Annotated in this window: 25 protein-coding genes; 15 read left to right on the top strand and 10 right to left on the bottom strand. The window is 72.7% G+C overall.

The genetic code is table 11. The features are described from left to right. Positions 1–26 precede the first annotated feature (26 nt). From ACQPXG_RS14020 to ACQPXG_RS14010, 3 genes are all read left to right on the top strand, one after another. Positions 27–584: a TetR/AcrR family transcriptional regulator gene (locus tag ACQPXG_RS14020; protein WP_433468099.1), complete on the top strand. Its 558-nt coding sequence runs from the start codon at positions 27–29 to the stop codon at positions 582–584. Positions 585–1,285: 701 nt separating this feature from the next. Beyond that, positions 1,286–1,579, top strand: a complete 294-nt coding sequence (locus ACQPXG_RS14015; protein ID WP_433468098.1) for a CPBP family glutamic-type intramembrane protease — start codon at positions 1,286–1,288, stop codon at positions 1,577–1,579. Between the two features lie 63 nt (positions 1,580–1,642). Next, positions 1,643–2,593, top strand: a complete 951-nt coding sequence (locus ACQPXG_RS14010) for a TAXI family TRAP transporter solute-binding subunit (protein ID WP_433468097.1) — start codon at positions 1,643–1,645, stop codon at positions 2,591–2,593. Here ACQPXG_RS14010 and ACQPXG_RS14005 read toward each other — a convergent pair. Together ACQPXG_RS14005 and ACQPXG_RS14000 are read right to left on the bottom strand one after the other, a co-directional pair. After that, on the bottom strand, positions 2,505–3,968 hold the full coding sequence (locus ACQPXG_RS14005; RefSeq protein WP_433468096.1) for a sensor histidine kinase: 1,464 nt from the start codon (positions 3,966–3,968) through the stop codon (positions 2,505–2,507). The genes ACQPXG_RS14010 and ACQPXG_RS14005 overlap by 89 nt on opposite strands. Before the next feature lie 35 nt (positions 3,969–4,003). Further along, positions 4,004–4,705, bottom strand: a complete 702-nt coding sequence (locus ACQPXG_RS14000; RefSeq protein WP_433468095.1) for a response regulator transcription factor — start codon at positions 4,703–4,705, stop codon at positions 4,004–4,006. 203 nt (positions 4,706–4,908) lie between these two features. Here ACQPXG_RS14000 and ACQPXG_RS13995 point away from each other — a divergent pair, with 203 nt between their 5' ends. The 7 genes from ACQPXG_RS13995 (at position 4,909) to ACQPXG_RS13965 (ending at position 10,751) form a co-directional block, all read left to right on the top strand. Beyond that, positions 4,909–6,135: an amino acid ABC transporter substrate-binding protein gene (locus ACQPXG_RS13995; protein WP_433468094.1), complete on the top strand. Its 1,227-nt coding sequence runs from the start codon at positions 4,909–4,911 to the stop codon at positions 6,133–6,135. After that, positions 6,135–7,022 carry a branched-chain amino acid ABC transporter permease gene (locus ACQPXG_RS13990; protein ID WP_433468093.1) on the top strand — a complete coding sequence of 296 codons (888 nt, stop codon included), beginning with the start codon at positions 6,135–6,137 and terminating at the stop codon, positions 7,020–7,022. The genes ACQPXG_RS13995 and ACQPXG_RS13990 overlap by 1 nt, the downstream gene beginning before the upstream one ends. Positions 7,023–7,024: 2 nt before the next feature. After that, positions 7,025–8,068, top strand: a complete 1,044-nt coding sequence (locus tag ACQPXG_RS13985; RefSeq protein ID WP_433468092.1) for a branched-chain amino acid ABC transporter permease — start codon at positions 7,025–7,027, stop codon at positions 8,066–8,068. Next, positions 8,065–8,850 carry an ABC transporter ATP-binding protein gene (locus tag ACQPXG_RS13980; RefSeq protein WP_433468091.1) on the top strand — a complete coding sequence of 262 codons (786 nt, stop codon included), beginning with the start codon at positions 8,065–8,067 and terminating at the stop codon, positions 8,848–8,850. The genes ACQPXG_RS13985 and ACQPXG_RS13980 overlap by 4 nt, the downstream gene beginning before the upstream one ends. Beyond that, positions 8,847–9,596, top strand: a complete 750-nt coding sequence (locus ACQPXG_RS13975; protein ID WP_433468090.1) for an ABC transporter ATP-binding protein — start codon at positions 8,847–8,849, stop codon at positions 9,594–9,596. Before ACQPXG_RS13980 ends, ACQPXG_RS13975 begins: the two co-directional genes overlap by 4 nt. Positions 9,597–9,656: 60 nt before the next feature. After that, a complete protein-coding gene (locus ACQPXG_RS13970; RefSeq protein ID WP_433468089.1) occupies positions 9,657–10,169 on the top strand; it encodes a hypothetical protein in 513 nt (170 codons plus the stop codon). A gap of 84 nt (positions 10,170–10,253) precedes the next feature. Further along, a complete protein-coding gene (locus tag ACQPXG_RS13965; protein ID WP_433468088.1) occupies positions 10,254–10,751 on the top strand; it encodes a DinB family protein in 498 nt (165 codons plus the stop codon). Here ACQPXG_RS13965 and ACQPXG_RS13960 read toward each other — a convergent pair. From ACQPXG_RS13960 to ACQPXG_RS13950, 3 genes are all read right to left on the bottom strand, one after another. Further along, on the bottom strand, positions 10,748–10,915 hold the full coding sequence (locus ACQPXG_RS13960; RefSeq protein ID WP_433468087.1) for a hypothetical protein: 168 nt from the start codon (positions 10,913–10,915) through the stop codon (positions 10,748–10,750). The genes ACQPXG_RS13965 and ACQPXG_RS13960 overlap by 4 nt on opposite strands. Before the next feature lie 123 nt (positions 10,916–11,038). After that, positions 11,039–12,385 carry a sensor histidine kinase gene (locus ACQPXG_RS13955; protein WP_433468086.1) on the bottom strand — a complete coding sequence of 449 codons (1,347 nt, stop codon included), beginning with the start codon at positions 12,383–12,385 and terminating at the stop codon, positions 11,039–11,041. Then, positions 12,382–13,068 carry a response regulator transcription factor gene (locus tag ACQPXG_RS13950; protein WP_433468085.1) on the bottom strand — a complete coding sequence of 229 codons (687 nt, stop codon included), beginning with the start codon at positions 13,066–13,068 and terminating at the stop codon, positions 12,382–12,384. The genes ACQPXG_RS13955 and ACQPXG_RS13950 overlap by 4 nt, the downstream gene beginning before the upstream one ends. Positions 13,069–13,095: 27 nt before the next feature. On the opposite strand from ACQPXG_RS13950, the gene ACQPXG_RS13945 reads away from it, so the two are divergent. Then, on the top strand, positions 13,096–13,620 hold the full coding sequence (locus tag ACQPXG_RS13945) for a hypothetical protein (protein WP_433468084.1): 525 nt from the start codon (positions 13,096–13,098) through the stop codon (positions 13,618–13,620). Positions 13,621–13,740: 120 nt separating this feature from the next. After that, a complete protein-coding gene (locus tag ACQPXG_RS13940; protein ID WP_433468083.1) occupies positions 13,741–15,072 on the top strand; it encodes an MFS transporter in 1,332 nt (443 codons plus the stop codon). On the opposite strand, the gene ACQPXG_RS13935 is transcribed toward ACQPXG_RS13940, so the two are convergent. Continuing rightward, positions 15,050–15,688 carry a PaaI family thioesterase gene (locus ACQPXG_RS13935; protein WP_433468082.1) on the bottom strand — a complete coding sequence of 213 codons (639 nt, stop codon included), beginning with the start codon at positions 15,686–15,688 and terminating at the stop codon, positions 15,050–15,052. The two genes, ACQPXG_RS13940 and ACQPXG_RS13935, sit on opposite strands and share 23 nt — an antisense overlap. Before the next feature lie 149 nt (positions 15,689–15,837). Here ACQPXG_RS13935 and ACQPXG_RS13930 point away from each other — a divergent pair, with 149 nt between their 5' ends. Beyond that, positions 15,838–16,500 (top strand): DUF4870 domain-containing protein, encoded by a 663-nt coding sequence (locus ACQPXG_RS13930; RefSeq protein ID WP_433468081.1) that lies wholly within the window; start codon positions 15,838–15,840, stop codon positions 16,498–16,500. A 1-nt stretch (position 16,501) separates the two neighbouring features. Here the strand turns inward: ACQPXG_RS13930 and ACQPXG_RS13925 are convergent, their stop codons facing one another. The 3 genes from ACQPXG_RS13925 to ACQPXG_RS13915 form a co-directional block, all read right to left on the bottom strand. Further along, complete coding sequence (locus ACQPXG_RS13925) at positions 16,502–17,326, bottom strand: LLM class F420-dependent oxidoreductase (protein ID WP_433468080.1); 825 nt, start codon at positions 17,324–17,326, stop codon at positions 16,502–16,504. A 66-nt stretch (positions 17,327–17,392) separates the two neighbouring features. After that, a complete protein-coding gene (locus ACQPXG_RS13920) occupies positions 17,393–18,142 on the bottom strand; it encodes a hypothetical protein (RefSeq protein WP_433468079.1) in 750 nt (249 codons plus the stop codon). 49 nt (positions 18,143–18,191) lie between these two features. After that, on the bottom strand, positions 18,192–18,875 hold the full coding sequence (locus tag ACQPXG_RS13915) for a cyclase family protein (RefSeq protein ID WP_433468078.1): 684 nt from the start codon (positions 18,873–18,875) through the stop codon (positions 18,192–18,194). A 45-nt stretch (positions 18,876–18,920) separates the two neighbouring features. Here ACQPXG_RS13915 and ACQPXG_RS13910 point away from each other — a divergent pair, with 45 nt between their 5' ends. After that, positions 18,921–19,748, top strand: a complete 828-nt coding sequence (locus tag ACQPXG_RS13910) for a HipA family kinase (protein WP_433468077.1) — start codon at positions 18,921–18,923, stop codon at positions 19,746–19,748. Further along, the gene (locus ACQPXG_RS13905) at positions 19,745–20,161 is read left to right on the top strand and encodes a DUF3037 domain-containing protein (protein WP_433468076.1); all 417 of its coding nucleotides are present in this window, start codon (positions 19,745–19,747) and stop codon (positions 20,159–20,161) included. The genes ACQPXG_RS13910 and ACQPXG_RS13905 overlap by 4 nt, the downstream gene beginning before the upstream one ends. Positions 20,162–20,176: 15 nt before the next feature. Here the strand turns inward: ACQPXG_RS13905 and ACQPXG_RS13900 are convergent, their stop codons facing one another. After that, positions 20,177–21,085, bottom strand: a complete 909-nt coding sequence (locus tag ACQPXG_RS13900; RefSeq protein WP_433468075.1) for a hypothetical protein — start codon at positions 21,083–21,085, stop codon at positions 20,177–20,179. Positions 21,086–21,135: the final 50 nt, after the last annotated feature.

The following is a 21,135-nucleotide window of genomic DNA, read 5'->3' as shown; positions in this document are numbered from 1 at the left end:
CCTGTTCTAGGGAAGACTGAGCACCGATGAGCGCCCGCGACCGGATACTCCAAGCCACCCTCCGCCTGATCGGCGAACAGGGCATCGGCGCCGTGACCAACCGCGCCGTAGCCCGCGCGGCCGGCGTCTCCCTCGGTTCCCTCACCTACCACTTCCCCAGCCAGGAGGACCTGCTCCGCGAGGCCCTGCACACCTTCGTGGACGAGGAGATAGCCCGCATCACGGCCTATGTCACGTCCCTGGGCGAGTCCGGCATCGCCGCCGTCCAGGCCGCCGACGAGGTGGAGAAGGCCGTCGTCGGCTTCGCCTACGGCCCGGAGCAGATCGCGAACCTGGAGCTCCACCTGCACGCCGCCCGCGACCCGGCCCTCCGCGAGACCTCGGTCCGCTCCGTCGAGGCGTACGACCACCTGGCCGCCGCGATCCTGAAGGCCCTCGGCATCCCTGACGCCGAGCGGCACGCCCCGGCGATCGTCGCGATGCTCTACGGCCTCGCCGTCCGCCGCCTCGCCACCGGCGACACCGCCGCCACCGGCACCGCCGACGCCTTCCGCCTTCTCGTCCTGGGCGCGCTCCCCCGCTGAAAAAGACTTCTGGCCCGCACGGCCCCAGAGCGGGGTAAGGGGGCCGTGCGGGCCAGAAACCTGTCTCAATCAGGAACCTCAGTCGGAACCTCAGCCGACGTTCGCTCTGCTCTCCGCCTGTGCACCTCCGCCGTGTCTCCGATGTGACGCCACTTACGCTAAGCCGCCGGAACCCCCAGCAGAACGCCCTTAAGGCTCCTTTAGGGAACCCCTGAGCCACCCTTATTCAGGCTAAGTTCGAGGCCGTCCTGGGAAGTCGCCCAAAGAACCACTCACCTGCAGAAACACGGACGGGCTCCAGGTTGCGCCCTCCTTGGGATCGCCGAACCTGGACAAGGCCGGGCCCGTTGGACACCAAGAGGCGCTCACCGACGGGTGATCCGGGGCACGGCCGGCTCGCTGACCTGGACATAGGCCACCGCCTACCTGGTCACCCGTGGCGGACGACGACTCCGGCTCAGCCCCCCTCCGCCGGTCATGGCGCGGAGCGGCCGCAGACACGACCACTTGGCCGCAGCTGCTCCCCGCGCCCTGATCGACACACGGCATCACAGCGACACCCTCGTCCTCCCGACACGGCGGCCAGACCCCGATGCTCGGCAAGACACATTCAGTCGCAGCAGGACGGTGATTCTTCCGGCGGGTTTCAGCAGGAAATGTCTTTCCGTGGCCGGTCTCAGTTTTTCTGGTCACCCCTCTACGTGTCCTTCGAAGAGCTTGTATTTCGCGGTGTCATCGTGGGTTCGAGCTCGCATCTGGGAGAAGGTGCCGCCTGCGTCCTGTCCGTGGCCCTCTTTGCAACTGTGCAGGTCTTTTACACTCCAGGCTGGCGAACGGCCATGTTTCCGGTGATCGGTGCGCTGATCACGGGCGTCGTCCACGGCATTCTCTTTCTTCCGGCTCCGAACATTTGGCCGCTCATCGTGGCGCACTGCGTTTACTTCTTTTCCGCGATGCGCGCCTTGCGATCTTTTGAACGCGGTCGCGTGCAGTGAAGAGGGGTTCCGTGTTCGGAATGTCGCGGGTCTGTGATCTGGGCGGGCGTACGATCTGCGGCTGTGAGGTGGGTCACAGCGGTGGTCGCGGCCGGGATCCTGGCCGTCCTGGCCGGGTGCGGCGGGGCGGCGGCGGCGCCGTGGCGGCTGGTCATCGCGACCGGGGGCCGCGAAGGCGTGTACTACGCCTACGGCCAGGGGATCGCCAAGGCGGCGCGGGAGCGGCTGCCCGAGGCGAGGCCCCAGGTGATCTCGACGGGGGCCTCGGTGGAGAACCTCCGGCTCGTGGGCGAGGGGCGGGCCGACGTGGCCTTCACGCTGGCCGACTCGGCGGCGCTGGCGTTCGAGGGACGGCCGCCCTTCGCGGCGCGGGAGCCGGTCGTCGCGCTGGCGCGGCTGTACGAGAACTACACCCACCTCGTGGTCCCCGCGGACAGCGGCATCCGGCGGCTGCCCGATCTGAAGGGGCGGGTCGTCTCGCTCGGGGCGGCCGGGTCGGGGACGGAGCTGATCGCGACCCGCCTGCTCACGGTGGCCGGGGTGGACCCGAAGCAGGGGGTGCGCGTCCGCAGGCTGCAGGTGGGGGACGCCGCCGACGCGCTGCGCGGCGGGCATGTCGACGCCTTCTTCTTCTCCGGGGGACTGCCGACCGGGGCGATCGCGGATCTGGCCCGGACGATCCCGATCCGGCTCATCGATCTCAGTGCGTATGTGGAGCCGCTGGAACGGCGATACCGGGCGTTCTACGAGGAGCGGTCGATTCTCGCGTCGACGTACGGGCTCGCCGGGCAGGTGCGCACGATCAGCGTGCCGAACTATCTGGTGGTCAACGCGTCGATGCCGGAGGAGCGGGCCTACCGGCTGACCCGGTTGCTGTTCACGCGGCGGGACGAGCTGGCCGCGGCGCATCCGGAGGCGCTGCACCTCAACCGGCGGTCGGCGGTCTCGACGTATCCGCTGCCGCTGCATCCCGGCGCGGTGCGGTACTACCGGGAGGCCAAGCGTCAGGGCTGACCGGGGCCGCGGGAAGCACGACCCTGGCGTGCAGGCCGTGCGGGCGGGCGGGGCGCAGCTCCAGGCCGCCGCCGGACGCTTCGGCGAGCGCCGTGGCGATGCTCAGGCCGAGGCCGGTGCCGTCGATGTTCTGGTGCTCCGGGCCGCGCCAGAACCGCTGGGCGGCGTTGGCCAGGTCGCGCCCGGGGAGGCCGGGGCCGTCGTCGACGACGTCGATGGCGACCAGAGGTCCGTCCGGGGCCTCGAAGGGGCGCGAGACGGAGACGGTGACGGTCGCGCCCCGGCCGGCGAACTTGACGGCGTTGTCGACGAGCGCGTCGAGGATCTGCCCGACGCCGTCCTGCACCGCGAGGACGGCGGCGTGCCTCGCGCCGCGGTGCCGCACCCGCACCCCGGACGGGTTGTGCCGCAGCGCGTCCACGCGTTCCCGGGCCACCCGGCCGCAGTCGACCACGGCGATGCCGGAGCCGCCTCCCTCGGCGCGGGCCAGCGCGAGGATGCCGTCCAGGATGCGGCCCAGGCGGGCGACCTCGTCGACGGCGAGCGCGAGATCGTCCTCCCCGTCCGGCGGCATGTGCGGGGCGAGGTTCTCCACCCGCAGCCGCAGCGCGGCGAGCGGGTTGCGCATCTGGTGCCCGGCGTAGGACACGAAGGACCGCTGCTGTTCGAGGACCTGGCCGACCGCCGTGACCATCGCGTTGAAGTGCTCCCCGAGCCGCCGCAGCTCGGCCGGGCCCGTCGTCACCGCGACCCGCGCCTGCCACTGGCCGGCCGACAGCTCGCCGGTCGCCTCGTCCAGCCGGCGCACCGGGCGCAGCACCCACCGGGTGAGCGGGACGGCGGCCAGACCGAAGACGAGCAGCGCCACGAGGCCGGCGGCGGCGAGTTCGCCCCACCGGGTCAGGGTACGGTCCCGGACGTCGGTGGTGGGCGAGATGGTGATGACGGCGGCGACGACCCGGCCGCCGAGGCCGACCGGCTCCGCCACGATCATCGGGGCGTGCCGCCACGGCCACACGACCTCCTTGCTGTCGGAGCGTTCCCCGGACAGCGCGTCCCGCACCCGGAGCCGGGCGTCCCCGCCGAGGACCAGCCCGCCGCGGGAGGCCAGCACGACGGTCCCGTTCCGGTCGATGACGGCGGTCGCGATGCCGTACAGGTCGTCGTAGCGGGTGAGCTCGGCGCGCAGCGTGACCATCTCGCCGGTGCGCAGCGCCGGTTCGGTGAGGGAGGCGAACCGGGCGGTGTCGTTGAGCTGGTCGATGAACAGGCTCTGGGTGCCGCGGGCGGCGAACGCGATCGCGAGCGGGACCTCCAGTGCCGCCAGCACCAGCAGGAGCAGCGACGCGTAGAGCACCAGCATCCGCCGCAGCATGCCTCTCCCTCCCGCCTGGACCGGCCGGAGCCGTCTCACGGTCCCTTCGCCGGACGTCCGGCCCCTTCGGGTTCGCCGGTGCCGTCGCGGACGGCGAGCCGGTAGCCGACGCCGTGCACGGTCTGGACGACCGCCGGATCGCCGAGCTTGGCCCGCAGTGTCGCCATGTGCACGTCGAGGGTGCGCCGCCCGCCCGGCCACGTGCTGTGCCACACCTCGGCGAGGAGGCGCTCGCGCGAGACGACGACGCCGGGCTCGCGGGCGAGCGCGGCGAGCAGTTCGAACTCCTTGCGGGTCAGCGCGATCTCGGTTCCGCCGGCCCCGGTGACGAGCCGCCGGGCCGGGTCGACGCGCAGGCCCCGCACGGTCACGGCGGGACGGGCGGAGGGCCGGACGCGCCGCATGACGGCGTCGATGCGGGCGCTCAACTCTGCGAGGCCGAACGGCTTGACCAGGTAGTCGTCGGCGCCGGAGCGCAGTCCGATGACGCGGTCCCGCTCGTCGCCGCGGGCGGTGATGGCGATGATCGCCACGTCGCCGCCGCCGCGCAGCCGGCGGCACACCTCGATGCCGTCCAGATCGGGCAGGCCGAGATCCAGCAGGACGAGGTCGGGTTCCGGCGCGTCCAGCGCGGCCGCGGCGGTGCCCGCCCGGGACACCTCGAAGCCCTGCCGCCGGAGCGCCACGAGGAGGGCGTCGGCGAAGCGGTCATCGTCCTCGACGAGCAGGATTCGCATCGCCCATTAGCGTAAGAATCCGGACGCTCTCTGTATACGGCCCAAATCCTAGAAGAATCTTAAATTTCGCAATTTGCCCTTCCCGGTGCGGGGACGCCGCCGTTTACCTTCCCGTGCATAAGCGCAGGACAGGCGCTTATGGGCCGCTCCTTCGATCGGGGCGGGCGGCGGCCCGGCCGATTCGAGGAGAACGGGCGGACGACATGCACACCAGGAAGGCCGCGGCACTGGCCACGGCGGTCGCGCTGGTAGCGGCCGGATGCGGATCCAAGGGCGAACGCGAGGCGAGCGGCGGCGGGGACACGCTGCGGATCGGGGCGTCCATGTCCCTGACCGGTTCGCTGGCCCGGGAGGGCGGCCTCACCAAGGAGGGCTACCAGCTCTGCCAGCAGGCGGTGAACGCCAAGGGCGGCGTCAAGGTCGGCTCCAAGAACCTCAAGATCGACATCCGGTACCAGGACGACACGTCCAAGCCCGACACCGCCGCCCAGCTCGTCGACCAGTTCAACGACAAGGGCGTCAAACTCATCCTCGGGCCCTACGGCTCCGCCAACACCGAGGCGGCGGCCGCGGTGGTCGAGCGCAACGGGCAGGTGATGGCCGACAGCTCCGGCGCCGACGACAAGATCTTCCACAAGGGGTACAGGCGGACGTTCGCCGCCCTCTCCCCCGCCCGCTCCTACGCCGCGTCCATGGTCCAGGCGATCAACGAGATGGCCCAGCCGAAGCCGTCCACGATGGCGTTCCTGTCGGCCGACGACGGGTTCTCCAAGACGGTCGCCGAGTCCGGCGCCGCGGAGGCGCGCCGCCTCGGCTTCAAGGTCGTGGCCACCGAGTACTTCCCGAGCGGCACCTCCGACGTCTCGTCCGCGCTCACCAAGGTCAAGTCGATGAGGCCGGACGTGATCATCGGTTCGGTGCACGTGGCCGAGGGCATCGCGATCATCAAGCAGGCCAAGGAGCTCGGCGTCGCCCCGGCCGGCTTCGCCGAGACCGTCGCGCCGCCCACGCCCGACTTCGCCAAGTCGCTCGGCAAGGACGCCGAAGGGGTCCTCGGGTCCACGCAGTGGACCGACAAGACGACCGGCAAGGACAAGTGGATCGGCACGGCGGCCGACTACGGAACGCAGTTCCGCGCCGCGTTCGGCGGCCGCGCGCCCGAGTACCACGGCGCGGAGGCGACCGCCGCCTGCCTCGCCCTGGTGTTCGCCGTGGAGAAGGCCGGGAGCACCGACGCGGACAAGGTCCGGGACGCCCTGGCCGCGCTGGACGAGCCGACCTTCTTCGGGCCGCTCAAGTTCGCCGCGAACGGCCAGAACCTCACCAAGAAGATGCAGGTCATCCAGATCCAGAACGGCAGGCCCGTCGCCGTGTGGCCGAAGGACGTCGCAGAGGCCCCGATGACCTGGCCCGGCACCGGGAAGCGCTGATGAGCCAGTTCCTGCAGGCGACCGTCTACGGGCTGCTCCAGGGCGGGCTGCTGGCGCTGATCGCCGTCGGGTTCTCCCTCGTGTGGGGGGTGATGAATGTGATCAACCTCGCCCACGGGGCGTTCGTGCTGGTCGGCGCGTACCTGACGTTCGAGCTGAACCAGCGGCTCGGCCTGGACCCGTTCGCCGCGATCGTCCCGGTCGCCGCCGCCCTGTTCGCCGCGGGCTACCTGGTGCAGCGCGGCCTGATCAACCTCGTCGTCAAGGCGCCGATCTTCATCACGCTGCTGCTCACCTTCGGGCTGGACCTCGTGCTGGTCAACGGACTCGTCCTGCTGTACTCCGGCGACTACCGCTCGGTCACGACCTCGTACGCCGGGGACGGCTTCACCCTGCTCACCGGCGTCCGCGTCCCCGTCGGACGGCTGCTTGCGGCCGCCGTCGCGCTGGCCATCACGCTGATCCTCGTCGCGGTGATGCGGCACTCCCGGACCGGGCTGGCGATCCTCGCCACCGGCATGGACCGCGGCGCGGCCCGGCTGATGGGCATCCGGGCGCGGCACGTCTACGCGCTGACGTTCGGGATCGCCGCCGCCATGGCCGGGGCCGCGGGCGCCGCGGTCAGCGCCGTCGGGACGTTCAGTCCCGCCGACGCCGGACGCTTCACCCTGTTCAGCTTCGTGGCGGCGGTGCTCGGCGGGCTGGGCAACATGTACGGCGCGCTGATCGGCGGAATCGTGCTCGGCCTCGTCGAGGCGTGGGGCGGGCAGCTGCTGCCCGGCACCCTGGTCAACGCCGTCGCCTTCGCGGTGCTCGTCCTCGTCCTGGCCGTCCGCCCGCAGGGCATCGCCGGCCGGGCCTTCTACGCGAGCCGGGTGGAGGTCTGAGCATGGAGATGAGCACCGCCACGGCCGGCGCGGGACGGAACGAGAAGGCCCCCGTCCCGCGCGGGCGACGTCCCGGGTGGCTGCCGTGGGCCGCCGGGGCGGTCGCCGTCCTCGCCGCGCTCGGCCTGCAGAGCCAGCTGTACACGGGTCAGGAGCGCACGGTCACCACGGTCTTCATGTTCGTCACGCTGGCGGTCGCGTGGAACCTCATCGGCGGCTTCACCGGTTACGCGTGCTTCGGGCAGGTCGGCTTCTTCGGGCTCGGCGCCTACACCACGGTCGTCCTCATGGTCCACGGCGACCTGTCCTTCTGGATCGCCTGGCCCGTCTCCGCGGCGGTCGGGGCCGTGTTCGCCGCCGTGATCGGGCTGCCGCTGCTCCGGCTCAAGGGGCACTACTTCGCGGTGGCGACGCTGGGGGTCGCCGAGGGACTGCGGGAACTGGTCACCAACGTCCCGCGCTGGACGGGCGGCGGAGCCGGCATCACGATCCCGTCCACCGGCGACCGGGCGCCGACCCTGTGGCTCGGCAACGACGGCTTCTATCTCCTCTTCCTCGGCCTCGGCACGGCGGCCGCCCTGGTGGCGGCACTGATCTCGCGCGGCCGCACCGGGTACGCGCTGCGCGCCATCAACCAGGACGAGGACGCCGCCGCGGCCATGGGCGTCAACACGACGTGGGCCAAGACGGTCGCGTTCGGCGTGTCCGCCGCGCTCACCGGCGCGGCCGGGTCCGCCTACGCCTTCCAGCAGGTCACCATCTATCCCGAGCGCCTGTTCGACGTGAACATCACGGTGCTCATGGTCGTCATGGTGGTGATCGGCGGGTCGGGCACGGTCTCGGGGCCGATCCTCGGCGCGCTCGGCATCGCCGTCGTATCGGAGTACCTCCGGCAGCACTTCCCGCAGATGCACAGCCTCACGCTCGGGGCGCTGATCATCGTGGCGGTGGTCCTGCTGCCGCAGGGCCTGGTCGACTTCGTGCGGGACGCGGTGCGCACGCGCGACTTCTCACTCCTGTCCAACGTGCGGAGGTACCGGCTGTGACCGCGCCGCAGGAACACCCGGCGGACGCGGAGTCCACGACCCCCGTGCTGCGGACGCGGGGCCTCGGACGCCGTTTCGGTGGGCTGCTCGCCGTCTCGGACGTCGATCTGGCCCTGTCCCCCGGCCGCACGCTCGGCGTGATCGGACCCAACGGGGCGGGGAAGAGCACGCTGGTCAACCTGATCAGCGGTCATCTCAAGCCGTCCGCCGGGTCCGTCCTGGTCGGCGGCAAGGACCTCACCGGGGCGAGGCCGTGGCGGGTCGCGCACGCGGGCGTCGCGCGCACCTTCCAGATCGTCAAGCCGTTCCGCGGGCTCACCGTCGCCGACAACGTGGCGGTGGCCGCGATGTTCGGCCCGTCCCCGGTCCGCGCCCCCGCGCACGCCCGCCGCGAGGCGGCGGAGGTGCTGGAGCGGGTCGGGCTCGGCGGCCGGGGCGACGTCCCGCCCGCCGAGCTGTCGGTCGCCGACGCCCGCCGGCTGGAGCTGGCGAAGGCGCTGGCGCTGCGGCCGCGGGTGCTGCTGCTGGACGAGGTGCTCGCCGGGCTGCGGCCCGCCGAGATCGACCCGGCGCTGCGGCTCATCGACGAGCTGCGGCGGGACGGCCTCGCCGTGCTGATCATCGAGCACATCATCCAGGCGATCGCCGCGATCTCCGACGAGGTCCTGGTGCTGCACCACGGCACGGTCCTCACCCAGGGCCCGCCCCGGCAGGTGCTCGGCGACGAGCGGGTCGTGGAGGCCTACCTCGGGCGCCGCTACACGAGGAAGAACCGCTCATGATGCTGGAAACAGGCCGGCTCACCGCCGGATACGGGCGGGTCCGGGTGCTGCACGAGGTCTCCCTCGACGTCGGCGAGGGAGAGATCGTCGCGCTCGTCGGCCCGAACGGCGCCGGGAAGTCCACTCTGCTGCGCGCCATCACCGCGATGATCCCCGACCGGAGCGGGACGCTGACCGTCGGCGGCCGGTCGCTGATCGGCGCGTCCGTGGAGGCCGTCGCGGCGGCGGGGGTCGCGCACGTCCCGGAGGGCCGGCGGCTGTTCCCCGGCCTGACCGTGCGCGACAACCTGCGCCTCGGCGGCTGGCTCGGCCGCAACAGGGACCTCGGCCCGGTGCTGGAGATCTTCCCGGTGCTCGGCGACCGCCTCGGCCAGGTCGCCGGGAGCCTGTCCGGAGGCGAGCAGCAGATGTGCGCGATCGCGCGGGCGCTGATGGGCAGGCCGAGACTGCTGCTCATCGACGAGCTGTCGCTCGGCCTGGCACCGCTTCTCGTGGACGAGATCCTGGCGCGGCTCACCGGCATCGCCGCGGCCGGGACCGGCATCCTGCTGGTCGAGCAGGACGCCGGCGCCGCGCTGGAGGTCGCCGACCGCGGGTACGTGCTGGAACTGGGCGAGATCGTGCTGGCCGGCACGACCGCCGAGCTCGCGGCCGACCCGCGGATGCGCAGCGCCTACCTCGGCGGCGAATGGGAGGCGGACGCCGCCGCCGTCCGGCCGGGGAAGGAGGCCGGCGAGGAAGCCTGACGCGATTCCGGGAAAGAAAAGCCTTCATCACTCTGTGTCTATACAATATGACTCTAGGTAGTGACGAAAGTGCGTCGCAGCAACCTGGAGGAACAGATGCACGTAGGGATGAAGCTCGGCATGGGCCTGGCCGCCACCGTGCTCGCCGGCAGCACGCTGAGCCTCGGCGCGGTCGCGGGGGCCGCGCAGCCGCCGCCGGCCCCGGGCCGGGGCGCGCCCGTCAGGCCCGCGCCTCCGCAGGACGAAGAGGGTCACGGACCGGGCGCCATCGAGGTCGGGCCTGATGGCGCCGCCGCGGCGATGGACCGGCTCCTCGTCCGGGACGAGGAGCGCACGCGCTGGTGCCGAGGGAGGGTCCTCCCGCAGGACGGGCTCAACGTCCGTTCGGGGCCGGGCCTCGGCTATCCCCGGGTCGGCGTCCTGGAGCACGGCACCTGGGTGCGGACGGACTGGGACACCATCCAGCGCCGGGACGGGTACCTGTGGGTGCGGATGAGCCAGCGCCACTGGATCGCCGACTACAAGCTCGGCAACGGCGACGGCAAGTGGTACGTCAAGTACTCCGACTGCTGACCGCGCTCCCACCGGGCCGATCGTGTGCGGGGTCGCCCCCGCGCACGGACGGCCCGGTCCCGACGCGCTGTTAGCCTCCCCCGTATGCGGAACGTGCCCTACACCGGTGGCGAGAAGGAAAGCCTCAAGGTCAGCCTCGACCGGCATCGAGACGTGGTCCTGTGGAAGCTGAACGGCCTTGACGAGGAGCGGGCGCGGCGGCCCATGACGCCGTCCGGGACGAGCCTGCTCGGTCTGACCAAGCATCTGGCGGCCGTCGAGTACAACTGGTTCTGCGAGACGTTCGGGCGGGAGACCGAACCGCTGCCCTTCGACGACGACGATCCGGAGGCCGACCTCAGAGTCGAGCCGGACGAGACCACGGCGGGGATCGTCGCGTTCTACGAGCGGGCACGGGCGGCGTCCGACAAGGTCATCGACGAGCTGGACCTCGACTCGCGGGGCACCGCCTGGCACGGTGCGACGGTGTCCCTGCGATGGGTGCTCATCCACATGGTCGAGGAGACGGCGCGGCACGCCGGTCACATGGACATCCTCCGGGAACTCGTCGACGGCGCCACCGGCGACCACGACGGGGCCTAGAAGCCGGTGTCCGCGAAGCGGACGAGCTGGACCTTGTACGAGGTGGGCGCCGTGGGGACGTTGCCGCTGGCGAGGACACCGGCGACGTAGATGAGGGCGGCGACGGCAAGGCCGACCAGGCCGATGAGGCCGGCGGCGACGTACTGGGCGCGGGGGCGTCTCATGACGATCAAGCTAGGGTCGCGCGACGCCGCCCCTTCCGCCCTTAAGCCGGACTTAATACGGATCTATAGTGATCGTCCGGCCGGCCGGCCAGGCCGCCGGCCTGCGTGCACGGGACGCGGCCGCTAGGTGCGGGAGTGCCGGCGGCGGCCGACCAGGCGGCGGGAGCGGCGGGCGGGCGGCAGCCACCTCGTCCGGAACCACATCTGCACCTGGGCTCCGCCGAGGACGCTGCGGTGGATGCGCAGGTAGCCGCCCGTCGACTCGGCGGCGCGGCGCGCGATGTCCAGGCCGAGGCCGGTCGACCCGCCGCCGCTGCTGCCCCGTTTCAGCGCCGCGTCCGGGTCGCTGATGCCGGGCCCACCGTCGGCGACGAGGATGCCGGTGACGCCCTGCCCCTGGTGCAGCGTGACGACGAACCCGGTGCCCTCGGCCGTGTGCCGGAAGATGTTGCCGAGCAGCGCGTCCACGGCCGCGGCCAGCTCGGTGCCGGGGATCGGCAGCGCCGCGGGCCCCTCGGCGCCGATCAGCTCGCAGGAGCGCCCCTCGTCCTCGGCGAGGACGGACCAGAACGCGACGCGGTCGCGCAGCACCTTGGACGCGTCGCAGCTGCCCCGCCCGGTCGGCCGCCGGACGGTCCGGATGATCTGGTCGACCTCGCGTTCGATGCGGTCGACGGCCTCCCGGGTCTGGTCGGCGACGGACCCGTCCCCGAGCGCCTCGGCGTTGAGCCGGAGCGCGGCCAGCGGGGTGCGCAGCCGGTGCGACAGGTCGGCGGCCATCTCGCGCTCCGCCGACAGCAGCTGGACGACGTGGTCGGCCATCGCGTTGAACGCCAGCCCCGCCTCGATGAGCTCGGGCGGCCCGTCCGGCTCGATCCGGACGGACAGCTCGCCGTCCCCGAACGCGCCCGCGGCCTCGGCGAGCCGCCGCGTGGAGCGGATCATCCGGGCGCCGAGCCGGTCGGCGACGGCGACGGATCCCGCGACGAGCGCGGCGGCGACGGTCGTCATGACGAGCCACGCCTTCCACACGCCGCGCGACAGGTCGTCGTCGGGCAGGAAGACCTCGACGACCGCGGTCCGGCCGGCGTCCAGCGACACCGGCTGAAGCAGCGCGTACCCGCCGTTCACCCGGGCGGTGTAGGAGCGTCCGCGCCGGCCGGCCTCGGTGAGCTGCTCGGCACGGGCGCTGAAGTCGCCGTGCGGGTTCTTCGGGACGAGACCGCCGTCCGGCATGTGCACGGTCATCCGCCCGGCGGCGCCGGCCTGGGTGCTGGCGACGGCGCGTTCGAGGGCGGCCGGGTCCTCGGTGACCACGAGGACGGGGCCGAGCGCGCTGGCCTGCCGCTCGGCGGTGGTGAGCGCGCGGTCGCGGGCGATCTCCCGGACGGTGAGCGCGAGCGGGATCAGGAACGCCAGCGCGACCATGGAGGTCACCGCCAGCGACACCAGGACGAGCGTCTTCCTCATGACCGCGGATCGGGTTCGGCCAGCCGGACCCCGACGCCGCGCACCGTGTGCAGGTAGCGGGGGGCGGCGGCGGTCTCGCCGAGCTTGCGGCGCAGCCAGGACAGATGGACGTCGATGGTCTGGTCGTCGCCGTACGCCTGCCGCCAGACCTCGGCGAGCAGTTCGCGCCGCGCCACGACCCGGCCGGGACGGGCGGCGAGGTAGGCGAGCAGGTCGAACTCGCGGCGGGTCAGCTCCAGCGATTCGCCGTCCAGCAGCGCCTCCCGCCGGTCCAGGTCGATGTGCAGGCCGCCGACGCTGAGCTCCGCGGTGGGCCCGGACCGCGCCGACCGGCGCAGCACCGCGGCGAGCCGGGCGCTGAGATGCTCGATGGAGAACGGCTTGATGAGGTAGTCGTCGGCGCCCGCGTTCAGTAACCGGACGATCTCGGGTTCGTCGTCGCGCGCCGTCGCGATGATGACCGGGACATCGGAGATGCCGCGCAGCATCTTCAGTACCTCCGCGCCGTCGAGGTCGGGCAGCCCGAGGTCGAGCACCACGACGTCGGGCGGCGACTGGGTGACCTCGCGCAGCGCGTCCATCGCGGTCCCGACGCTGCGCACGACATGCGACCGCACGCTCAGCTCACGAATCAAGGCAGTCCGGACATTCGCGTCATCCTCGACCACCAAAACACTCGCCATGGCGGAACCGTATGCCACCATGTGCCCATGCGTCGCGCGATGTCGTATGTTGCCCCCTGGGCGGGGGTGACCGCGCTCGCCGTGGCGCTCTCCTGGCTGGGGGTGCGCGACGTGGTGCGCAGCGCGGTCTCGGAACGGTCGGCCCCGCCGCCGCTCGCCGGCCCCGTGATCCACTCCAGCCCGACCCCGCCGCCGGGGCCGTTACCCAACGGATCGCCGACCGCGCGGCCGAGCCAGGCGACGGGCCAGGACAGGGGACCCGAGCCGTCCAAGACGCCGAAGGCACCGCCCGGCAGACCCGACGGTGCCTCCACTCCCCCGAAGCCGCCCGACAACGTGCGCAGCTACGAGACCCGGGGCGGGCGCGCGGCGATGTCGATCGAGAAGAACCGGGTGCGGCTCGTGTCGGCGACCCCGAACCCCGGCTTCGAGACCCGCGTGACGCAGGCCGAGGGATGGCTTCGGGTCGATTTCCTCGGCGACAAGCACACCTCGTCGGTCGTCGCGTCCTGGTACGAACATGACCCGACGGTCAAGGTCTACGAATACTGATCGCAAGACCAGTCGACTGTAGATGGTTTGCGAGAAAACGGTTTCACCGGCGGATCGGGCGGGAAACAGTCGATCACGTTGACGGAGCCGGCGGGGGCGGTCGGACAGAAGAGAGCCCCCATGGTCCTGGATCCCGGAGAGGCCGGGCGCGCCCGCGCCGCCGACACCGCGGAGCGCCGCGCGCAGGTCCGCAAGGCCGCCGCCGCGAGCGTGATCGGCACGTCCATCGAGTGGTACGACTTCTTCCTCTACAACACCGCCGCGGCGATCGTCTTCAAGGACGTCTTCTTCCCCGAGTCGAGCGACTACGCCGGGACGCTGTCGGCCTTCGCGACGTACGCGGTGGGGTTCGCGGCCCGCCCGGTGGGCGCGGCGATCTTCGGGCACTGGGGCGACCGGCTCGGCCGCAAGGCGACGCTGATCGTCACGCTGGTGCTGATGGGGGTGTCGAGCGCGCTGATCGGCGTCCTGCCGGGCACGGAGACGATCGGCTGGGCCGCGCCCGTCCTGCTGGTGCTGCTGCGGATCCTGCAGGGCATCGCCGTCGGCGGCGAGTGGAGCGGCTCGGTGCTGCTGTCGATGGAGTGGGGCGACCGGAGGCGGCGCGGGCTGATGGCGAGCCTGCCGCAGCTCGGCGTCCCGATCGGGCTGATCCTCGGCACCGGCATGATGACCGGGATCGCGCTCTCGGCGGACGACGCGTTCAAGAGCTGGGCGTGGCGCGTCCCGTTCCTGTTCAGCGTCGTCCTCGTCGGGATCGGGCTGTGGGTGCGGGTCCGGGTGATGGAGACGCCGCTGTTCGCCGAGGTCGTGCAACGGAACGAGGTCGCCAAGGTGCCGGTGGCGGAGGTGATCAGGCGGCATCCGAAGGAGATCGTCCTCAGCGCGCTGCTGCGCTGCTCGGAGCAGATGCCGTTCTACCTGTTCACCTCGTTCGCGCTCACGTACGTGCATAAGGACCTCGACATGGCGCAGGGGCTCGCGCTGAGCGCGGTGACGGCGGCGGCCGTGCTGGAGCTGTTCACGATCCCGGCGGCCGGGCACCTCGGCGACCGGATCGGCCCGCGGCGGGTCTACGCGGCCGGCTCGATCTGCGTGGCGATCTTCGCGTTCCCGTACTTCGCGCTGCTCAACACCAAGGTCGCGGCGCTGGTCGTCGTCGCGGTGATCGTCGCGCAGATCCCGCACGCCGTCCAGTACGGGCCGCAGGCGTCGCTGATCGCCTCGACGTTCCCGACCCGGCTGCGGTACGGCGGGGCCGGCATGGGCTACCAGCTCGCCTCGGTGTTCGCGGGCGGGCCGGCACCGCTGCTCGCGACCTGGCTGCTGCACGACTACGGCTGGCAGGCGATCTCGGTCAGCATGATCGTGGCGTCGGCGCTGACCCTGGCCGCGCTCGCCCTGCTGCCCGCCCCCTCGGAGGACCGGGTCAAGGCCGGTGCGGTGACGTGACGAACCGCTGCGGCATGATGAACATCGCCGTCGCCTCGACGGTCACCCGGCCGTCCGGCCCGGAGATCGTCCCGGACGCGTAGACCTTCCGGCCCTCCACCCGGCTCGCCTTCGCCTCCACCTGGAGCGGGACGCCGAGCGGGGTCGGGCGCCGGTAGCGCGTCTCCAGGGTCGCGGTCATGCCGGGCGTGCCGGTGGCGGCCGCCGCCATGCCGAGCGCCTGGTCGAGCACCATCGCCGAGACGCCGCCGTGCACGTACGACGGCGGACCCTCGTAGACGGCGTTGAGCGTGAACTCGCCGCGGACGATGCCGTCCGCGGCGACCGTCAGGCCGATCGGCGGCGCGAGGGGGTTGAGCGGCCCGGTGACGGGGTTGGCGACCTGCCGGTCCATCGTGCGTTCGCCGGGCGTGACGAACGGCGGGGCGTCCCGGCGTTCCACGGCGAGCCGCGCGGTCAGCGCCGCGACCTCGTCCGCCACGGCGGCGGCCTCGGCGGCGCCGACACCGGTGAGGACGGCGGCCTCGGCCAGCTCGCGGACGCGGGCGGCGAGACCGGTCAGCGCCGCGGTCTCGTCGTCCCCCAGCACGGGCCGCTCCATCGGGATCGCGCTCATCCAGCCTCCTCGCCGGGGACGCCCCCGGCCACCGCCCCATTGGCCGAACGAAATTCTAGAAGGTGCGCGCGACCGCTCCGGACGCAGGGGCCGGTAGATTCCTGCGGGACCCCCCGGAAGAAGCAGCACGAACGACCAGAGGACCCCACGTGACGGACCAGCCCCCGCCACCTCCCGAACAGCCTCCGCCATCTCCCGAAGATCCCCCACCGCATCCCGAACAGTCGCATCCCGAACAGCCGCATCCCGAACAGCCGCATCCCCAGCAGCCGCCGCCCTACCCGGGCGCCTACGGCCAGCCGCCCGGGCAGCCCCCTGGGCCGCCTCCCGGCCTGCCCCCTGGACAACCGCCCGGCCTGCCCCCCGGACAGCCCGGCATGCCGCCCGGCGGCCAGTACGACCCGCGCTACGGCTTCGGCCCGCCCGGTGTCCCGTACGGCCCGGGAGGACCGGCCCCGGGCGAGGAGACGACCTGGGCGATCTTCGCCTACGTCGGGAACCTCCTGATCGGCTTCCTGCCACCGCTGGTCATCTACCTGGTGAAGAAGAACACCTCGCCGTTCACCCGGTTCCACGCCGCGCAGTCGATGAACTACCAGCTCACCATGCTGATCCACCTGCTCGCGGTGGCGGCGGTCTGCGTCCCGCCCGCCATCGTGCTGAAGGCGCCCGCGTTCCTCGCGCTGCTCCTCTTCCCGTATCTGGAGCTGCTGATCGGCGGCTGGGTGTTCCTCATCCTGGGCGCGGTGAAGGCCGGCAAGGGCCAGCTCTACCGGTTCCCGACCTTCTTCTGCTTCCGCATGATCCGCTAGCTCACAGGTACTCGCGAGCGTAGCCGTCCAGCACCGGCAGGACGGCGTCGCGGTCACCGCCGGGCACCCGCAGCACGACCTCCTCGATCCCGAGCGCCGCGTAGTGGTCGAGCTTCTCCGGTGTGGGCAGCGTCCCGAACGGGATCACCGGCACCGTGTCCCGGCCGGCGTCCGCGCACGCGCGGCGCAGGCCGGGCAGCGCGTCGCGGATTCCGGCGCCGCCGATCGGCAGCCACCCGTCCCCGTACTCGGCGATGTGCGCGAACAGCGTCGGCCCGGGGGCGCCGCCGAGCAGCACGGGTACCCGGCCCGACGGTTTGGGCCACGACCAGCTCGCGTAGAAGGTCACGAACTCGCCCTTGAAGGACGCCTGCTCGTCCGTCCACAGCGCCCGCATGGCGAGGACGTGCTCGCGCGCCATGGCCCGCCGCCGTTTCCAGGGGACTCCGTGGTCGGCGCCTTCTTCCACGTTCCATCCGTAGCCGACGCCCAAGGCCACCCGCCCGGGGGCGAGCCGGTCGAGCGTCGCGACCGCCTTCGCCGTGACGATCGGGTCGCGCTGCGCGGGCAGCAGGATCCCGGTGCCGAGGACGATCCGCTCGGTCGTCACGGCCGCCGCGGCCAGCGACACGAGCGGGTCGAGCGTGCGGGCGTACTCCTCCGGGAGGCTTTCGGCGCCCGTCGGAGGCGCGGTCTTCCGGGACACGGGAATGTGGGTGTGCTCGGGGACGTACAGCGAGGCGAACCCCCGCTCCTCCGCCGCCCGCGCCAGCTCGTGCGGCGCCATGGTCAGGTCGGTGGCGAACATCGTGATCCCGAGCCGCATGCCTGGTCCTCCTTCGCGGGGTCCCCGCACCCTACGGGCGCGACCGGGCGGCCGCCCGCCGCGGTCTCACCTTCCGAGATCGCACACGGCCACGGTCGCGTCGTCGTGGACCTTGGTGCGCGGCCATCGGACGGCGCGGGGGTCGGTCCGCTCGATCTCCCGCGTCCGCTCGATCAGCCGGGCCGGCCCCGGATCCACGGCGAGCGCGGCCAGCCCGGCCCAGTCCGTGACGCCGAACAGGTCGGCGAGCCGTGTCGCGCCGTCGGTCAGCAGGAGCACGCGGCGCAGATCGGCGGCCGGCACGGTCCCGGTGATCGCGGCGTCGGCCACCGCCGGATCGGCCGCGGCGTAGTGACGGCCCCCGGTGATCTCCCGCACTCCGTCCCGGCCGTCCAGCAGGACGGTCGAGTCCGCCAGCACCAGGTAGTCGACCAGTTCGCCGCGCCGCCGCAGGGCGAGCACGGTCGCCGCCGGTGTCGTGGGGACGCGCAGGTCGCAGCTCTGCCGATGGGCCGCGGCCACGTCCGCGATCGCGCCGGCGAGCCGTCCGACCAGCGGCCGCGGCACCGGCCGGTGGGCGCCCTCCGGCGGCCCCACGGGCGGACCGGCCGGCGGCCCGGCGCCGTCCAGCATCCGCGCCAGCAGCCGGGTGCCGAGCGACCGCGAGTACCACGCGGTCCCGTGCACGCAGCCGAGTTCGGTGCCGAGCGGCAGCCCGCACCCGTCGAGCACCACGACCGCTCCCGCGGCCGCCGCCACGAAGTCCTCGTTGAGCCGCTCCGGGCTCCCCTGGTCCGTCGCCCATTCCACCCGCACCGGTACCCGTCCTCCCGTCGCCCGGCCACCAGTATGGAGCCGGCGCGCCTCACACGAGGACGGCCCGGTCGTCCACCCGCGCGATGGCCCGAACGGGGGCGCCGTCCGCGCCGGCCAAGGCGAGCGGGAACAGGGAGACGTCGATCGCGCAGCCCGCGTCCTGGGCGTCGACGAGGCGCCCGAGCCCGGTCAGGTTCTCGGCGATCACCGCACCGGCCCCGCAGAGGACGCGGTGGGCGGCGAGGGAGAAGTCGTCGGAGCCGGGCGGCGGGGTGCGGTCCACGCTGAGGGCGTCGATGCCCACCGTCCTGACTCCGGCGGCGACGATCGCCTCCGCGGTCTCCGGCGCGGGGTAGGGGTGCGCCAGGTAGCCGCCGGTCCCCCAGTGCTCCGGCCAGCCCGTCGCGATGAGCAGGACGTCGCCCGGTTCGAGACCGGGCGGGACGGCGTCCGGCGGTATCGGCGTGCGGGGCGGCAGCCCGCGGGCGTCCAGCACGACGGCCGGGCCGGTGAAGCGGGTCAGCGGCAGCTCGTCCAGCCGGGGCAGCGAGTCGTCGATGTGGAACGGGGCGTCCACGTGCGTGCCGGTCTGCGATCCCATGTGCAGCCGCAGGACGTTCACGCCGGCGTCCGCGACCGTGAGGGCGGGCACCGCCTCCACCTCGGGGTCGCCCGGGTACACCGGCATGCCCGTCGTGATCGGAACCGACAGGTCCAGCAGCTCAACGCCCATGTCATCGATTATCCCGGCCGCGCCGCCACCCGATAGCGTTGCGGCGTGTTGCCACATGTGAACGCCATCCGGTACGTGACGCCGCTCCGCGAGGGCGGTTCGCTGCCGGGCGTCGTCGAGGCCGACGACCTCGGTACCTACGTGATGAAGTTCCACGGCGCCGGGCAGGGCCGCAAGGCCCTGATCGCCGAGGTGATCGCCGGTGAGCTGGCGCGCAGGCTCGGCCTCCGGGTGCCGGACCAGGTGCTCATCGACCTGGACCCGGCGATCGGGCGGCACGAGCCCGACCCGGACGTCCAGGACCTGCTCAAGGCCAGCCCCGGCTGGAACCTCGGCGTGGACTTCCTGCCCGGGTCGCTCGGCTTCGACCCGCTCGGCTGGAGCGCCGACCCGGACTTCGCGTCCCGGGTGCTGTGGTTCGACGCGTTCATCGGCAACGTCGACCGCAGCTGGCGCAACCCCAACATGCTGGTCTGGCACGGCGACGTGTGGCTCATCGACCACGGCGCGAGCCTCATCTTCCACCACGCCTGGACGAACGCGGCCCGGCTGTTCTCCGGCCCGTACGACGTGGACGACCACGTGCTGACCCCGTACGCGACCCGGCTGGAGGCGGCCGAGGCCGAGCTCGCCCCGAAGATCACCGAGGGGCTGCTGCGGGAGGTGATCGAGCTGGTGCCCGACCGCTGGCTGGAGGGCGAGCCGGGCTTCGCCGGCCCGCGCGCGCTCCGGGACGCCTACCTCGACATCCTGCTGCCGCGCGCCGGCAAGCCGCGCGATTGGCTGCCCGGCCTCGACGTCAGCGGCCGCGGTCCGGGCACCTCCGCGCGGCGCGGCGGGAACCGCCCCGGCTGGCTCGGTGGTGCCCCGTGAGCGGCGACAGGGTGACCAATATCAGGACCGCCGGGCAGCCCACGGTGTTCGAGTACGCGGCGCTGCGCGTCGTCCCCCGCGTCGAGCGGGGCGAGGTCATGAACGTGGGCGTCGTCGTGTACTGCCGTGCCCTCGACTATCTGGGCTGCCGCACCCACCTGGACGAGCACCGCCTGCTCGCCCTGGACCCGGCGCTCGACCTCGCGGGCGTCCGTTCGTCCCTCAAGGCGGTGGACGCGGTGTGCTGCGGCGGCGAGCGCGCCGGCCAGGCCGCGGAGGAGAGCCCCGGCGCGCGCTTCCGCTGGCTGACGGCCCCGCGCAGCACGATCGTCCAGCCGGGGCCGGTGCACGCCGGGCTGACCGAGGACCCGGCCGCCGAACTGGACCGCCTCCTCGGCCTTCTGGTCAAGTGACGGCGGGGCCGCGGATCACGTCCACTCCCAGCGGATGCCGTGGTAGCCGGCGGCCATGCCGAACTCGATGAAGTGGACGCTCTGGTAGCTGGACATGCGCAGGTCGGCCGAGTCCTTGAGCGCGGTGTGGCCGTCGGGCCGCCACGTCCGGTAGCAGCGGGCGGGCAGCGTGGCCGGGTGGAACCGGACCTCGATGAGGTACTCGTGCTGCGGGGCGCGGAAGCCGCGGCCCTCCTCGGTCACGGGCGGGCCGGTCTCGTCGAACCCGAAGCCGTACTCCAGCAGGTACGTCTCGCCGCGGCCGAGCGCCCGGTCGAACAGCAGCTCGGCGGCGATGAGGCCGCTGGACTCGTCCATCCGGACGCGGCCGAACCGGCAGCCGCGCGCGGTGCGGGACGACGGCAGGACGCCCTGCGGATGGTGGTAGACGGCGATCCAGCGGTCGACGCCGCGCTGCTGCGCCTGGAACACCGCGCGGACCCGGACCTCGCGCAGCTCCCGGCGGCGGCCGATGATGTACTGGTCGTGCAGGCTGAGCCCGGTGACCTGCCGTTCGTCCCGATGGCCGATCTCGTCGAACAGGTCGCGGACGCCCGGCTCGGGGCACAGCTCCTCGACCGGCAGCCACGTCCCGGCGGGGCGCTCGGTCGTGGGTTTCAGCAGCGTCAGCAGCGAGTGGCGCGGCAGTTCGAGGATGGCCTCAAGGCCGCGGACGGCGCGCAGCGAATCGGCGCGCTCGGGCCTCGTCCGGCCGCGCTGCCAGTAGCTCAGCGTGGACAGGCTGACGGCGATGCCCTGTTCCTCCAGGCGGCGGCGCAGCGAGTCGAGACTCAGGCCGCGTGCCTGGATGGCGGCGTGCAAGGCGACGTTGAAGGGACCGTACTGGAGGACCTGTAGAAGATCGTCCTCTGCGAGACTCTGCATTGCCCGGCCTCCGGATCGGCTCCGGCCGGCCCCCCGCTGAACGGCCTTGA

Origin of the sequence: Spirillospora sp. CA-128828, from assembly GCF_050945415.1 — a bacterium.
Taxonomy (GTDB): domain Bacteria; phylum Actinomycetota; class Actinomycetes; order Streptosporangiales; family Streptosporangiaceae; genus Spirillospora.
Note: the sequence above shows the minus strand (reverse complement) of the source record. Positions and strands in the feature narration are given on the sequence as shown.

Coding starts and splice junctions, on each gene's coding strand:
- ACQPXG_RS14020 (WP_433468099.1), top strand. CDS start 27: ATGAGCGCCCGCGACCGGATACTCCAAGCCACCCTCCGCCTGATCGGC.
- ACQPXG_RS14005 (WP_433468096.1), bottom strand. CDS start 3,968: ATGCTGCGGCGGATGCTGGTGCTCTACGCGTCGCTGCTCCTGCTGGTG.
- ACQPXG_RS14000 (WP_433468095.1), bottom strand. CDS start 4,705: ATGCGAATCCTGCTCGTCGAGGACGATGACCGCTTCGCCGACGCCCTC.
- ACQPXG_RS13995 (WP_433468094.1), top strand. CDS start 4,909: ATGCACACCAGGAAGGCCGCGGCACTGGCCACGGCGGTCGCGCTGGTA.
- ACQPXG_RS13990 (WP_433468093.1), top strand. CDS start 6,135: ATGAGCCAGTTCCTGCAGGCGACCGTCTACGGGCTGCTCCAGGGCGGG.
- ACQPXG_RS13985 (WP_433468092.1), top strand. CDS start 7,025: ATGGAGATGAGCACCGCCACGGCCGGCGCGGGACGGAACGAGAAGGCC.
- ACQPXG_RS13975 (WP_433468090.1), top strand. CDS start 8,847: ATGATGCTGGAAACAGGCCGGCTCACCGCCGGATACGGGCGGGTCCGG.
- ACQPXG_RS13965 (WP_433468088.1), top strand. CDS start 10,254: ATGCGGAACGTGCCCTACACCGGTGGCGAGAAGGAAAGCCTCAAGGTC.
- ACQPXG_RS13960 (WP_433468087.1), bottom strand. CDS start 10,915: ATGAGACGCCCCCGCGCCCAGTACGTCGCCGCCGGCCTCATCGGCCTG.
- ACQPXG_RS13955 (WP_433468086.1), bottom strand. CDS start 12,385: ATGAGGAAGACGCTCGTCCTGGTGTCGCTGGCGGTGACCTCCATGGTC.
- ACQPXG_RS13950 (WP_433468085.1), bottom strand. CDS start 13,068: ATGGCGAGTGTTTTGGTGGTCGAGGATGACGCGAATGTCCGGACTGCC.
- ACQPXG_RS13945 (WP_433468084.1), top strand. CDS start 13,096: ATGCGTCGCGCGATGTCGTATGTTGCCCCCTGGGCGGGGGTGACCGCG.
- ACQPXG_RS13940 (WP_433468083.1), top strand. CDS start 13,741: ATGGTCCTGGATCCCGGAGAGGCCGGGCGCGCCCGCGCCGCCGACACC.
- ACQPXG_RS13935 (WP_433468082.1), bottom strand. CDS start 15,688: ATGAGCGCGATCCCGATGGAGCGGCCCGTGCTGGGGGACGACGAGACC.
- ACQPXG_RS13925 (WP_433468080.1), bottom strand. CDS start 17,326: ATGCGGCTCGGGATCACGATGTTCGCCACCGACCTGACCATGGCGCCG.
- ACQPXG_RS13915 (WP_433468078.1), bottom strand. CDS start 18,875: ATGGGCGTTGAGCTGCTGGACCTGTCGGTTCCGATCACGACGGGCATG.
- ACQPXG_RS13900 (WP_433468075.1), bottom strand. CDS start 21,085: ATGCAGAGTCTCGCAGAGGACGATCTTCTACAGGTCCTCCAGTACGGT.